Source organism: Paenibacillus sp. S28, from assembly GCF_016624415.1.
Taxonomy (GTDB): domain Bacteria; phylum Bacillota; class Bacilli; order Paenibacillales; family Paenibacillaceae; genus Paenibacillus_AQ; species Paenibacillus_AQ favisporus.
In genome coordinates this window covers 422,547-435,879 of sequence record NZ_JACVTM010000004.1, presented here as the reverse complement: position 1 = coordinate 435,879, position 13,333 = coordinate 422,547, and the positions used below count along the sequence as shown (strand labels likewise).

Annotated in this window: 10 protein-coding genes and 1 riboswitch; all 10 genes read right to left on the bottom strand. The window is 59.6% G+C overall.

The features are described from left to right. Nucleotides 1-22: 22 nt before the first annotated feature. The 10 genes from IAE55_RS13350 to IAE55_RS13310 all read right to left on the bottom strand — a co-directional run bounded on the left by IAE55_RS13350 (nt 23) and on the right by IAE55_RS13310 (nt 12,893). Nucleotides 23-2,083 (bottom strand): alpha-galactosidase, encoded by a 2,061-nt coding sequence (locus tag IAE55_RS13350; RefSeq protein WP_200632817.1) that lies wholly within the window; start codon nt 2,081-2,083, stop codon nt 23-25. Between the two features lie 627 nt (nt 2,084-2,710). Next, complete coding sequence (locus IAE55_RS13345; RefSeq protein WP_200632815.1) at nt 2,711-3,385, bottom strand: ThuA domain-containing protein; 675 nt, start codon at nt 3,383-3,385, stop codon at nt 2,711-2,713. Between the two features lie 53 nt (nt 3,386-3,438). After that, nucleotides 3,439-3,831: an SDR family NAD(P)-dependent oxidoreductase gene (locus IAE55_RS34265; RefSeq protein ID WP_325168635.1), complete on the bottom strand. Its 393-nt coding sequence runs from the start codon at nt 3,829-3,831 to the stop codon at nt 3,439-3,441. Next, complete coding sequence (locus IAE55_RS34260) at nt 3,792-4,139, bottom strand: SDR family NAD(P)-dependent oxidoreductase (RefSeq protein ID WP_325168634.1); 348 nt, start codon at nt 4,137-4,139, stop codon at nt 3,792-3,794. The genes IAE55_RS34265 and IAE55_RS34260 overlap by 40 nt, the downstream gene beginning before the upstream one ends. 28 nt (nt 4,140-4,167) lie before the next feature. Next, complete coding sequence (locus tag IAE55_RS13335) at nt 4,168-4,620, bottom strand: VOC family protein (RefSeq protein WP_200632813.1); 453 nt, start codon at nt 4,618-4,620, stop codon at nt 4,168-4,170. A gap of 130 nt (nt 4,621-4,750) precedes the next feature. Further along, on the bottom strand, nt 4,751-5,788 hold the full coding sequence (locus tag IAE55_RS13330; protein ID WP_200632811.1) for a LacI family DNA-binding transcriptional regulator: 1,038 nt from the start codon (nt 5,786-5,788) through the stop codon (nt 4,751-4,753). A 356-nt stretch (nt 5,789-6,144) separates the two neighbouring features. Further along, nucleotides 6,145-7,878 (bottom strand): allophanate hydrolase, encoded by a 1,734-nt coding sequence (locus IAE55_RS13325; protein ID WP_200632963.1) that lies wholly within the window; start codon nt 7,876-7,878, stop codon nt 6,145-6,147. After that, complete coding sequence (gene uca / locus IAE55_RS13320; RefSeq protein WP_200632809.1) at nt 7,875-11,507, bottom strand: urea carboxylase; 3,633 nt, start codon at nt 11,505-11,507, stop codon at nt 7,875-7,877. Before uca ends, IAE55_RS13325 begins: the two co-directional genes overlap by 4 nt. Next, a complete protein-coding gene (locus IAE55_RS13315; protein ID WP_145028891.1) occupies nt 11,500-12,168 on the bottom strand; it encodes an urea amidolyase associated protein UAAP2 in 669 nt (222 codons plus the stop codon). Before IAE55_RS13315 ends, uca begins: the two co-directional genes overlap by 8 nt. A gap of 2 nt (nt 12,169-12,170) precedes the next feature. After that, on the bottom strand, nt 12,171-12,893 hold the full coding sequence (locus IAE55_RS13310) for an urea amidolyase associated protein UAAP1 (protein WP_200632807.1): 723 nt from the start codon (nt 12,891-12,893) through the stop codon (nt 12,171-12,173). A gap of 120 nt (nt 12,894-13,013) precedes the next feature. Beyond that, a riboswitch (guanidine-I (ykkC/yxkD leader) is annotated at nt 13,014-13,122 on the bottom strand. Between the last annotated feature and the right edge of the window lie 211 nt (nt 13,123-13,333).

Below are 13,333 nucleotides of genomic sequence, written 5' to 3'. Positions count from 1 at the left end.
TCAATCCTCCTTGAAATTTGAATTAGGGTTGGATGCATAACTTCAAAATGGTGGACGCCGCCGGTTCAAGGCTTAAGCGGACTTCCCCGCTGGCCTCGCTCTCGGTCCCTTCCCACAAGTCGGTTACGCGGTAAGTTGCGAGCGGTTCGAGTCCTAGGCGGTCCAGAGCGACTGTCTTGTTCGCCGCCTGTTTGCCGTCGAAGTTGAACACAGCCAGGTAGACCGTCCCCTCCTCGTCCGGATCAGCCAGCATAAAAGCGTCCGCCGCACGGCCGCCCAGGGTGCTTTCCACCGGAACGAATGTTGTGCCCTTCCGCGCAAGCTCCATGATGCTGCCGTTCCGGAGCCAAGCCTTGGCGCGGGAGGCTGCTTCTTCCTGCCTGAAATCGTCTCCGAGCAGCAGCACCGTCCCCGCGATCACGGATGCTGTCAGCCGGGTCCGCCCCTCATGGCGGGTGGTGGCCTCCTGGTTGAAGCTCTTGTACAGCACCGAGTGATCGGGATCGTTGAACCTGTACAGCGTATCGTTCATCCACCAGCCATAAGTAAGCGAATTAACCAGATACTCCGTATCCCCGATCATGCCGAACACGTCGCAGGAAATTCTCCGGCTGTGCGCAAAGGCATACGGGAACAGCGGAGCGATCGACAGGTTGATGAAGATCGGCTTTCCGGCGGCTTCCGGAGACAGCTTTTTCGCCAAATAAGACAGACCGTAATGATAGGCAGCAATGCCTGTGGTGATTTCAGGGCGGTAATGCTGTCCCTCCAGCGCACCGTGCGCCATAAAATCGAGCTTAATGTACTCGAAGCCCTCCCGGATCAATTTGTCCGTAAACCAATCGATGCGCTTCAGCGCCCCCGGATGGGTCGGATCGATCGCCAGCCCGCCGGCGATGTCCGGCAGGATTTCGCCTTCGGCGTCCCGCAGCAAAATGTCGCTGTACGTGAACTCGCCATCCGTTCCCTCCACGGGCTTGTCGAATTGGGACGGACTGCCCCAGAAGGCAAACGGTGTCCAGTACGTCCCCGGCTTATGGCCGTTTTGCCGCACCCGGTTCAGCGCATCCTCCATCTCTTCATCCGTTAGGCGGTCCCAGAAAGCGTCGAAGTTGATGTAGAGCGTGTCGTTATTTTGAAAACCATCCGCCTGGACTTCCCGCTTCAAAAAATCGCTCGTTGATGTGTACAGATCGTAATCCAGTGTACTCATCGCGGCAGACCAGCTGTTCCAGCCAACAGGGACCCCGCCTTCCCACGGAAGCGCCGGCGACAGAGTAGCATTAGCCCTTCCGTAAGCCTCCAGGCCACGGCGGTAATCGTCGTACCCGCCGACGAATACGACCGGCGAAGCCACGCGCGTCCCATGGACGTATCCATGCGGCTGAAAATCCCGGGTCATTTCCCCGGCCGCGCCGGCGTACAGCTCCAGCTCATCCAGTGTTCCCGGCTGTTCGCCCTGGATTTTGATGCCGGTTTTCCAGACGTCATGACTCAGTGAACCGGCAACGATCCCTTGCCGGCTGTGCGGCCGGAACAAGGCCGTAACCTCGTAGCTCTCGGTGCGCAGCGGCGGCGTCTGTGTCTCATAGCGCACCCACTTGTCGTTGTCGTAGGGAACGCGGAGCACCGTAAGCTCGTCTGCCTTGTCCGCGGCCGGCCCAAAAGACAGCTGTCCGGACCGGAGCACCGTCATCCGGTTCAGACGGATGCGCGTCTTATAGACAGCCACCAGCTGCGTCAGGTAAAACGGCGCACCTTCGTAAATCCAGAAATGCTGCTCCAGTGTCGGGAGCATAACGGATTCATGCATCAGCGTTAAGTGAACGCCGGTCCCGAAGGCATCCTCGATGCTCTCTGGCTCCCCATTCATGCTGTGGCGTTCATAGCTGCCCGTATGGTATTCACGCCCGTTCCACCGGATGGCGCTGCGGATTTCTTTCCAGTCCCACAGCGTGCCGCCGGCAGCGCTGTAATGGCCCTGTTCCAGGTCGATCTCCAGCGTCACCCGATCCGTGGATACGCGGATCAGGGAGCCGGTTTGCCGGACCTGGATCGCGTCCGTTTGGCTGTTTGTGATCATTCGCCTCATTTTCCTCCTGTCTCTGCAAGTCTCTGGCTGCACGGGCAAAAGTCAGGAATGCTTGGCATCCGCTTCCGCCCCAGCCGTATGACTTCATTATAGAAAGCGCTTTATCGGCTTGCTATAGAGCGATCTACCGATTGATAGCGGGAATTAACGCTTCTGGATGATGGGCGGGCTGTTAAAATGCGGCATGTAGTGATGCTGGCGCTTCGATGGGCGCTCCGTGTACGAAACATTCCTCCGATCGCTGTTGCCCCCGAATTTTCGCGGATCATATAGAAGGGTAAAATTCGGGGACAAAGGCGACCGCTCCGCTTCTCCGGAATTGTTTCGTCCCCTCCGCTGCGTTGTGCTGGGAAGGCATACGGTGCGGGGCTAAACGATCGAAATACCTGGATCTGATATCGCAAACCCAACAGACATTGGCAACGCGCCCTCAGTATATATCGCCGCCAAGGCACAACGACACCCGTCCCTAAGTCGGTTTTAGACAACAAAAAAAGCAGACGCATCCGTCTGCTTTTCGGTCCTTACCACCTTCATCTATACAAGCTTACATGCCTAGCCTTCCTCAGAACCACTTCCTCATAAGGACGAAATTCTACTCAGGACCACTTTCCTTCCCTACGCATCCACCGGCTCGAGCTCCAGACTCCATGAAATCACGCGCTGCATCAGCTGGATGAACCCTTCGTTCAGCAATCCCTCAGGCAGATGAGCCGGCGTCACGCAGGCTACCCGTCCCTCGCCGTAAGGATGCAGCCAGCCGGCAATGGACTCGCCGTCCCGCGAAGAAGACCGCAGGAACACCTCGGTCTCCTGCTCGGAGCAGGCGACAAAGTAATGTTCATCCTTGAACCGGAACGTACCGTCCAGCTCGCCCAAGGCAGATCCGTCGACCGATGTATAGGTCACCTCACTGTGCTCCTTCGGGTGTGACAAAAAATACCCCCGCAGCATGTTCACATACGCGCCATCCTCGGGATAAGACGCCAGCCCGGAATGCCATGCGAGCCAGGCACCTCCGCCACTCACGTATGCTTCGATCTGCCGGCCGATGTCCTCGGTCATCCAGGCTGCCTCCGGGTCGCTTTGCGGCTCCAGACGGTTCTCCGCAAATAAAATAACGAGGTCCGGCTTCTGCCCAAGCTGCCCGGCGGCGAGATCGGAAACTTCCTTGTACAGCAGCCCAGTTTGTCCATTCATCAAGAAGGGCTCAACCAAAACTTGTTCAAGTGACTTTTTCGCCGGCTCGGCTTCATGATAAAAGTCGCCGACAACCGCCCAAATCGTTTTCATGTGGCTTCCTCCTTATTGTCGAAAGCAATACGGTGGTCCAAAGATCGCAACCATTAAAAGGGCATCGCTTCCCCGCGATGGTTCACCATCCAGGCATTCGGATCGGGGATGACGGTTCGTTCCACAATGCGCAGCAAGCCCTGCGCGGTATCCGCCGGGTCGCCCGGCGCTTGGTCGCCGCCCATCGGAGTCCTGATCCAGCCGGGATGTACAGCATAGATCGCAAAGTTTTGAGGGGTCAGTTCCTTGCGGAGCTGGGCGGTAAAGTAGTTCAGCCCGCTTTTGGATATCGCGTAAGGATAATCCCCGCCGTAGGCCCCGGCAAAGCATCCGGCCTCCGAGCTGATGTTGATGATGCACGGCTGGGCGCTCCTGCGCAGCAGCGGAAGCAAATGCTTCACGGCCTTCATCGGCCCGTACAGGTTCGCCAGCATGGACCGTTCCATATCGGAAAATCCAGCTCCTCCAGCTTATGCTCGCGGCCGATCAGCACGCCTGCGTTGTTAATCAAGGCATCGAGCACATCCGTATGCTCCAGCACGGCTGACTTGGCGTTTTTCACGCTCACTTCGTCAGTGACATCCATTGCGATCAGCGCGAGCCGGTCTGGATGGACTGCACGCAGCGCACGAAGCGGCTCGGTATGCCGCTCCATATCCCGCACGCCTGCAAACACGGTATGCCCAAGCGCAAGCGCCGCTTTGACCGTTTCAAAGCCAAGCCCCCGGGCCGATCCCGTAATCAAAATGTTCATAGCTTCAGCACCTCACCTGGTTATCGGATTAATCGTTTTCCAGCAGCTCGATCAGAACTTTCAGCTCGTTGCTGCTGTCGATGTATGCGTAGCGCCCACCAGTGTATTCGCCTTTTTGAATCAGCGGCATGTGACGGCCTTCCAGAACGGCGATCTTGTCCTTCATTCCTTGAATTCCAAACGCGATATGATGCACGCCTTCACCATGCTCATCCAAAAATTCGCGCCAGGTCGACGGATGCTCATCCGGCTCGATCAGCTCGATCTGCAGCTGCCCGCAGTCAAAAAAGGCCAGCTTCGCGCGCGCCTCCGAAGGCTGCCCGTTAAACTCCGTCTGGGCGACATCCACGGTGTCCGTCCAGGACCATTTCGGTCGCTCCACCTCCAAAAAATCCGCATAGCTCTGCGAAACGGTATCGATGTCTTTCACGACAATCCCGATTTGTGTAACCAGCTTGGTTCCTAATGCGCCTGCCGCCATATAAAAATCCTCCTTAACAGTGCTGAATTGGAAAAGCTTTTTTACTACGAACCCTAAGCAGCCAATAGATTCCCTCTTCTGTTCCAGCCAAACACTTAATCCGACGCACATTTCATCCTTACTGTTTAAATTAGACTTTCCGGCACGAGTCCCGGATGACCAGCTTCGCGGTCCCCACGTATTTTTTGAACATCTGTGTCTCGTCCTCAATGGTCTCGATGACCTGCCGCGTCAGCATGTCGATCATTTCTGAAAAGTTCACGCGTATCGTGGTTAGCGCCGGCTGAATGCGCGAGCTCAAGAGATGATCGTCAAACCCCATCAGGGAGATGTCATCGGGTACCCGCAATCCGGCCTCGTTCAAGGCCCGAAGCACCCCGAATGCCACGCTGTCGTTGCAGGCGAAGATGGCCGTCGGCAGGTCTGGGATGCTCTGAAGCCAGCGCGCGGTCGACTGGTATCCGCTTCGTTCGGAGAAATCCGATGGCAGGACCCAGTCCGGGTTCACCTTTAGGCCGTGAGCCGCCATTGCATCCTGAAAAGCTTCCATTCTCTCGGGACCCGAGCAGCGAAGCGGATCGCCCGCAATAAACGCAATGTTCCGGTGCCCCAGGCCTACCAGGTAATCGACTCCCTGCTTCATGCCCAGCTTGTTGTCAAAATTGCAGATCACCCGATTCGGTTCCAGCCGCCCCTCCAGATGCTGGTCCACGATTCCCGCCACAAATCCTTTGGCAACGAGCTCCTCGATAAACGGTTCATGATTCGCCGCGCCGATAAATATGCCGCCGTCAATCCGCCGCTGATAAAAAGTATCTTTCACCTTGCGGACGGCTTCCATATCCCCTGTGCTCCGGATAATGTGGGTCAAGACGTAGTAGCCGCGGCTGGATGCGCTCTCGATCACATCGCTGATCAGCGCGTGGGTCAGCGTGTCGTGAATCGCCTCCGGCGAAATCAGGAACAGACCAATGGTAAGCGTTTTCATACCAGTCATAATGCGTGCCGAGAAATTGGGAGAATAGCCGTATCTCTCGATAACCTGCATGACCTTCTCCCGCGTAGCCTGCGGCACGTTTGGGTAATTGTTGATCACCCGGCTGACGGTGCTTCGCGAGACGCCTGCAATTCTGGCGATTTCGATGCTATTGATGTCGTTTTTCCTCATCCTGCACACTCCAAATTCATTAACACGTGTTCACAAAAGGCGGCACAGCTGCGGTATTCTCGAGCTCCGCTTCACCATGTTTGTATGTACGATCGCGAATCCGACATTCGCCATCCAAAAAATAACGCCTTTGGGCATAAACACGTGTTTATGAGTTCAATCTATCCCCTCTTCCACATGTTGTCAATACATTTTCGAGGAGGCGGAGGGGCATGCGTTAATCGTGCTTGCTATTTGGACCGTATGGGAAAAAGAGTTGAAGTATGCTCGTAACAATCTCTCAGTTTTTGTTGCCATAAAAAAAGGCCAGAACCGGTTGATACCACCGGACTGGCTGGCTTTCTATCAAAAAAAAATTATACTTCGGCCATCGCGTTTCTCCAGCCACCGGACGCGGTAATGTCCAGTGCCCCTTCTGCGGCGTACGCCTCGCAGACAAAACCCGGGACGCTCCGCCCGTCCGCTAGCTCCACCCGACCGATCCCGAGCGGCGCGGGAATCGAGGCTGTAAACCTGCCGAAAGACTCCACCGGCATATCCCACAGCTCCACCGCGATCGGCGCCCCGCCTAGAGGCGTCCGTACCAGCCCAGGCTTCGGCGGATCGGTCTCCAGTTTGTACAGTCGGTACACCGGGGCGGTTTGCGCCTCTTCCGCAAATACTGCGCCGAGCCCCGTCATCTGCGGCTCCAGCGGCATGCCGCGCATATGCAGTCCGCAGACGGCGACACGGATGGTGTCCTGCACCCGCAACAGGAAGCGCGCGGCCTCGATCAGGTTCGCTTCTTCTTCAGGAAGCGCAAACAGCGTCACGCCGAAAGGGAGCTCCGGTCCCGCCTGCCCGGCCGGAACCGCCAGCGCGCTGAGATCCAGCAGGTTGCAGTGGTTCGTGTAGAGGCCCATCTTGCTGTTCGTTCCGATGGGATCCGCGCCGACCTGCTCCCTTGTCCACGTGCCGCCGCAGGTCGGCAGCACCAGCACGGCTTGCCGCAGCCAGGAACGGACCGCCCTGCGAATATCAGCCAAACGATGCTGGGCGCGGAAGAGGGCTGCCGCCGTATGCTCGGCCTGGGCCCCCGACCGCAGAATCGTTTCCGTCACCGGAAACGACGACCCGGGATGCGCCTCGATGAAGCCGGCGAGCGCGCTCCAGCGCTCGGACACGAGCGGCCCCTCGTACAGCAGGGCCGCTGCTTCCTGCAGCAGGGACACATCCACCTGCTGCACGCGGACCCCGGACCGGGCGATCGTCTCCTCCGCCCGCTCCCAGGCCGCCTCGTATTCGGTCGCGAACGGGCCGAAAAACTCGGGGCGGCCCTGCGGGAGCAGCCACGTCTTCGGCTGCTCGCCGCGGTGCAGCGGACGGTCCGTGGAATACGGATCGTCCGCGCACCACCCGCGTGCGGCCGCATCCACGGCGGCCGCGTCGTCCACGTGACGGGCGAACACCGTCACGCAGTCGATGCTGCGGCAGGCGGGAACGACGCCAGCCGCAGGCCAGGCGCCGACGGCCGGCTTGTAGCCGACCAGGCCGTTCAGCGCCGCGGGCACCCGGCCCGAGCCGGCCGTATCGGTGCCGAGGGCGAACGCAGCCTGCCCGCGGGCGACGCTGACGGCCGAGCCGGAGCTCGAGCCGCCGCTGATCAGCTCCGGACGGAGCGCATTATGCGTCTCGCCGTAGGGGCTGCGCGTGCCGACAAGGCCGGTGGCGAACTGGTCCAAGTTCGTCTTGCCCACTGGAATCGCACCGGCGCGGATGAGCCGCTCCACCACCGGCGCGTGCCGTTCCGGCACATACGCATAGTCGGGGCAAGCCGCGGTGACCGGCCAGCCGGCCACGTCGATGTTGTCTTTCACCGCAAACGGGATGCCCCATAACGGACAGACCGCCGGATCCAGCCCCTTCAGCCCTTCGAGATAAGGAGCAATTCGTTCCTCCTCCGGCGGCATGATCCAAATATTCATCCCGCTGTCCCGTTCCACACGCCCGATAATGGCCGCGATCACCTCTTGCGGCGTAAAGCTGCCGCTCCGATAACCCTGCTGGAGGGCATGGATACTCAGTTCAAAAGGAACCCCCTGGATGCTCATGACGCCGCCTCCTTTTCCACCGGAACGATCGCTGCGATGCAGTCGCCTGCCCGCACCTGATCGCCGGACGCCACAAAGACGGAGGCAATGATGCCATCGAACGGGGCAGGCTGGGAAAACTCCATTTTCATACTTTCTTCTATTATAATAGTCTCGCCCTTGCGGACCTCCTGGCCCGGCTCTACGAGCACCTTCCAGACGCTGCCCGACATCGAGCTGTTCACGCCGAGGCTTCCTTCCGGGAGCGCCCCCTGCTCTTGGGTCGCGGCTGCCTCCGGTTCGGATACATGCTCCGCGATGCCAAGCTCCTTCCAATACGCCCGCTCCTGCTGAAACGCAGCCTGCTGCGATGTCCGGAATGCCGCCGATTCCTCCTGGATCGTGCCCAGCCAGGCCAGATACTCGCCGAGATTAAACGTCGTTTCTTCGACCTCTACCGTAAACTCTCCGCGCGGAAAGTCCTCCCGCATTCGCAGCAGTTCCTCCTCCGACACCGGATAGAAGCGGATCTGGTCAAAAAAGCGCAGCAGCCACGGCTTCCCCTGCTCAAAGTTCGCCGTCCGGCGGAATTTGTTCCACATCTGTACCGTGCGCCCCACGAACTGGTAGCCCCCTGGGCCTTCCATGCCGTATACGCACAGGTAGGCTCCGCCGATGCCGACGGCATTCTCCGGCGTCCAGGTGCGGGCCGGATTGTATTTGGTCGTCACCAGCCGATGGCGGGGGTCCAGCGGAACCGCAACCGGCGCTCCCAGGTATACATCCCCGAGCCCCATGACCAAATAGGAGGCGTTAAAAACGATTTCCGCCACCTCCTCGATCGAGCCCAGCCCGTTCATGCGGCGGATAAACTCCAGGTTGCTCGGGCACCAAGGCGCATCCGGACGCACGTTTTGCTGGTAGCGCTCGATCGCCAGCCTTGTGGCCGGATCGTCCCATGATAAAGGCAGCTTGACGATCCTGGAAGGGACCTCGATGGAATCGAGCGGCGGCAGCGTCCGGTCGATCTCCATCACCTTCGCCGCCGCTTCCTTCACGGACATACGGGCCGCATCTACATGAATTTGCAGGGAACGGATGCCCGGCGTCATTTCGATATACGGGATGCTTCCGCTGTCCGTAACCGCCTGCATCAGGACATAGACCTGGAAGCGGTACAGCAGGTCGAGTTCACGTTCTCCGTATTCCACCAAAATATTTTCGTCCCCGGAGCAGCGCACCGCAATCGGAAAGCGCCGCCCTTCTTCCTCGTATGCGAGCAGCGGCATATAGTCGCCGCAGGATGTATGTGGAAGCTCGGGCAGCTTCGGCACAGACGCTCCACCGGAGAGCTCACGCAGAAATACCTCCTGGGCTGCTCTCAGCTCTTCGGCTTCCTCTACAGTAATCAGCCGGAAACGGACCTGATCGCCCGGGCGGAGCTGCCCGATTTTCCAGAGCTCCGCCGTCGCGGTCGTGACCGGGCAGACGAACCCGCCGAGACTCGGCCCGTCCGGTCCGAGCAGAATCGGCATGTCGCCCGTCAGGTCCAGGGCGCCGACGGCATAGGCGTTGTCGTGAATGTTCGAAGGATGCAGCCCGGCGTCGCCTCCGTCCTCCCGGGCCCACAGCGGCGCAGGGCCGATCAGGCGAACGCCGGTGCGCGAGCTGTTGAAATGCACCTCCCACCCCGTGGAGGTTAGCTGGTCCAAATACGCAGGAAGCAGGTATTCGGCGGTACAATGCGGTCCGGGAATGACCCCGAGGGTCCATTCCCGCGTCAGCGCCGGCAGCGATGCCGGTGCGAGGAAGCTCAGAGGCTCGGACTGACGGTCCGGCGATTCGCTGCGGACCCGGAGCACCGCCCCCGGCCGCAGCGCGCTGCCGGTATGGCCGCCGAAGCCGCCGAGCGTAAACGTCGACGCGCTGCCCAGCGTCAGCGGCATATCCAAGCCGCCGGCGACGAGCAGGTAAGCGCGCATCCCGACGGCGGCTTCGCCCAGGGTCAGCACCGAGCCGGCGGACGCCGTCACCGGTGTATACGCTGGCACCGGTTCGCCATCCAGCTCCGCCTGCATATCGGCCCCGGTCAGGCAGAACCGCATGGCGCCGCGGAAGCGGTAGCTTCCTCCGCGCAGCGTCATTTCCAGGCCCGGCGCTTCCTCCGGATTGCCGAGCAGCCGGTTGCCGATGGCAAAGGCCAACCGGTCCATCGGCCCTGACGGAGGTACGCCGATATCCCAGTACCCCGTTCGGCCCGGAAGGTCCTGTACGGTGGTTTGAACGCCGCCGTCCAGCACTTCGATCGCCGGCTCGACCGGCTCAAAACCGGCCAGCATGTTCGTATAGACCCGCCCTTCGCGAAACGCTTCGGTATCCAGAAAAGCTTCGATATAAGACTGGTTTGTCGTCACACCGTACACGCGCAGCGCCTGCAGCGCCTCGATCATCCGGGAGACAGCTTCCTGCCGCGTCTTGGCGTGGACAATAATTTTGGCCAGCATCGGGTCATAGAGCGTGGTCACTTCGAGGCCAGGCTGAATCCACGTCTCGATCCTTGCGCGTTCGGGCCAGACCACCGCGTCGATCCGGCCGTCCGCCGGACGGAAAGCATTGACGCAGTCCTCCGCGTACAGACGCACCTGCAGGCTGTGCCCCTCCGGTTCACGCACCCGCTGTGCCAGCCCCGGCAAATCGCCGGCCGCCTCCCGGACCATCCATTCCACGAGGTCGATGCCGAGCACCTCCTCCGTGACGCCGTGCTCCACCTGCAGCCGGGTGTTCACCTCCAGGAAGTAGTACTTCTCCTCCTGCGGATCGTACAAAAACTCGACCGTGCCGGCGCTGCGGTAACCTGCGGCTGCAGCAAGACGCCTGGCGCTTTCATGCATTTCCCGGCGCACCGGTTCCGCCAGCAGCGGCGCCGGCGTCTCTTCGATGATCTTCTGGTTCCGGCGCTGCACGGAACAGTCGCGCTCGCCCAGAGCGACCGCTTCGCCATCGCCGTTGCCGAAGATCTGCACCTCAACGTGGCGCGCCCGCTCAATATACTTCTCCAGAAAAACGCCCCCGTCATTGAAATTCGCCGCCGCCAGCCGGGTCACGGATTCGAATGCATCCCGCAGCGCCGCTTCGTCGCCGCAAATACGCATCCCAATGCCTCCGCCGCCGGCCGTGCTCTTGAGCATGACGGGGTAACCGATCGCTTCAGCCTGCCCGGCGGCTTCGTCCACCGACGAAATAAGCCCTGTGCCCGGCAGCAGCGGCACCCCCGCCTGCTCAGCCATCGAGCGCGCGGTATGCTTCAGGCCGAACAGCTCGATATGCCCGGGGGACGGCCCGATAAACGTGATGCCGTGCTCCGCGCAGGCTCTGGCGAATCCGGCGTTTTCGCTTAAGAAGCCGTATCCGGGATGCACCGCGTCCGCCCCGGTGTCCAGAGCCGTGCGCAGGATCAGCTCGGCATTCACGTAGCTCTCCTTTGCTGGGCCATCCCCGATGAGCACGGCTTCGTCGGCCTGCTCCACGTGCAGGCTGTCCCGGTCCGCTTTCGTGTACACGGCCACCGACGCAATGCCCATCGCGCGCAGCGTCCGGATAATCCGTACCGCGATCGTTCCACGGTTGGCGATCAGCACCTTTTTAAACATCGCCTTCGCCCCCTTCCGCATTCCAGACCAGCACCTGCGCCGGCGTCGGGTTATAGGCATTGCAAGGATTGTTCAGCTGCGGGCAGTTGCTGATCAGGACGGTAACCGGCGCCAGCGCCGTCAGCTCGACGTAACGTCCCGGTCCGGATACGCCGTCCGCAAAGGTGAGCTCCCCTTCCGGCGTCACCGGCACATTCATGAAAAAATTGACGTTCGGGGCCAAATCCCGCTTCGTGAATTCATCCCGGCCCGCCAGCATCAGCATGAAGGTGTCCCGGCAGTTATGCATCGGGAGCGTGTCGTGGGAATACCGCACCGTATTGCTCTGGGCCGAGCAGGCACCGCCAAGCGTGTCATGCCGGCCGCAGGTGTCGGCTGTAATCTGCAGCAGCTCCCGGCCCGATTCGGCAACGAGCACCGAGCCTGTGGTCAGATAAATGTTGTTTTGGCGGGTAATCGTACGGACCGCACTGTAATGATCGCCCGGATCTTCCTTGGAATAAAACAGGGTGTCCACCGCCTGATTGCCCTCCACATCGACGATGCGCAGCACCTGCCCGGGGAACAGGTCATAAATCCAGCCCTCTCCTGCAGCTATGATGTGGTTGTACACGGCATCCGCCGCGTTTCGTTCGCTTGCCACCGCTTGAAATGTGCTCATTTTCAATTCGCCCCTTTCATGAGTGCATAGGCATTCCATGTGTTTTCAAAAGCTCGCCGGTTCTCACCGCAGTGGTTCACGCACAGATCGTCTTCCGTCATTGGCGCGGCATCCGTAATACGGATCTCCACCGCTGCCCCCGGATACACCGCCGAGGGGTTGAGTGGATGCGGCGTGTTCGACACGACCAGCAGCACATCCATTTCCGTCCGGAGGGTGACTGAGCGCCCATCAGTTGGCTGGGGAACATACCTCATCGTCCCGTCCAGCTCACACACCACTTTCGAAAAGAAATTCACCGGCGCGCTCAAATCCCGCGGCGTCAGGTTATGGCGGTACAGCTCCACCGTCAGGTTTTCCTCGCCGCTTCGCAGCCAGGCGTTGCGCTCCTGCTGGTACGAAGTCGGACCATACTTGCCGTCCGTTCCCTTACGGGTCGTGTATCCGCCAAGGGGATCATGCCAGCCGGCAGTATCTTCAATGATGGATGCGAGGACGCGGCCCTGATCGCTCATCAGCACGTGACCGGCCGTATAAAAAGCGGTATGCTGCGCCTTGAGCGAATCCGGCATGTTGTACCTCTCCGACGGATACGCCGCATGATACAGCAGCGCAGACACATTCGCTGAATCGCCCGCGGCCGTCAAGGTGACCGACTTGCCTTTGCCGACATAGGCGGACCATTTGCCGCCGGGACCCATCGTTATCGAAAAGCTTGCTGTCATTTTCATTCCTCCTATGGAGCAGGCCTGCTGCTGGCCGGACATAAACGCCAGTGAGCCCCAAACCTGCCAATTAAAAATAAAAAAAAGCCCAGGAGAAACATCAAAGCGTGCTTTGATAGATTCTCCCGGGCTTTTTTCCCGCCGTGTACACCAGGCTGCCCCGGTGCGCCTTCTCTCGGACCAGCCAGCCGCTGACTTTCATCGACCCGGAACCCTAGAAGACATTTCGTATGCGGTTGTTTATGTTAAGAATACTAACATTATTTCTTGGCGGTATGCAATAAAAACTTACAAAAAAATTTATGAAAATGCGGATATTTAGCTGTAAAAGGCGGTTAATGTGAGGTTATAGGCCATAAAGGAACATATGTTTGTATGAAAACTCAGAAAAAAGACTTGATTTTTCGGAAATAGCCTGCAAAAATGTGAGATGTCATGAC

Coding starts and splice junctions, on each gene's coding strand:
- IAE55_RS34265 (WP_325168635.1), bottom strand. CDS start 3,831: ATGGAACGGTCCATGCTGGCGAACCTGTACGGGCCGATGAAGGCCGTG.
- IAE55_RS13330 (WP_200632811.1), bottom strand. CDS start 5,788: ATGAGGAAAAACGACATCAATAGCATCGAAATCGCCAGAATTGCAGGC.
- IAE55_RS13335 (WP_200632813.1), bottom strand. CDS start 4,620: ATGGCGGCAGGCGCATTAGGAACCAAGCTGGTTACACAAATCGGGATT.
- IAE55_RS13345 (WP_200632815.1), bottom strand. CDS start 3,385: ATGAAAACGATTTGGGCGGTTGTCGGCGACTTTTATCATGAAGCCGAG.
- IAE55_RS13325 (WP_200632963.1), bottom strand. CDS start 7,878: ATGAGCATCCAGGGGGTTCCTTTTGAACTGAGTATCCATGCCCTCCAG.
- uca (WP_200632809.1), bottom strand. CDS start 11,507: ATGTTTAAAAAGGTGCTGATCGCCAACCGTGGAACGATCGCGGTACGG.
- IAE55_RS13310 (WP_200632807.1), bottom strand. CDS start 12,893: ATGACAGCAAGCTTTTCGATAACGATGGGTCCCGGCGGCAAATGGTCC.
- IAE55_RS34260 (WP_325168634.1), bottom strand. CDS start 4,139: ATGAACATTTTGATTACGGGATCGGCCCGGGGGCTTGGCTTTGAAACG.
- IAE55_RS13315 (WP_145028891.1), bottom strand. CDS start 12,168: ATGAGCACATTTCAAGCGGTGGCAAGCGAACGAAACGCGGCGGATGCC.
- IAE55_RS13350 (WP_200632817.1), bottom strand. CDS start 2,083: ATGATCACAAACAGCCAAACGGACGCGATCCAGGTCCGGCAAACCGGC.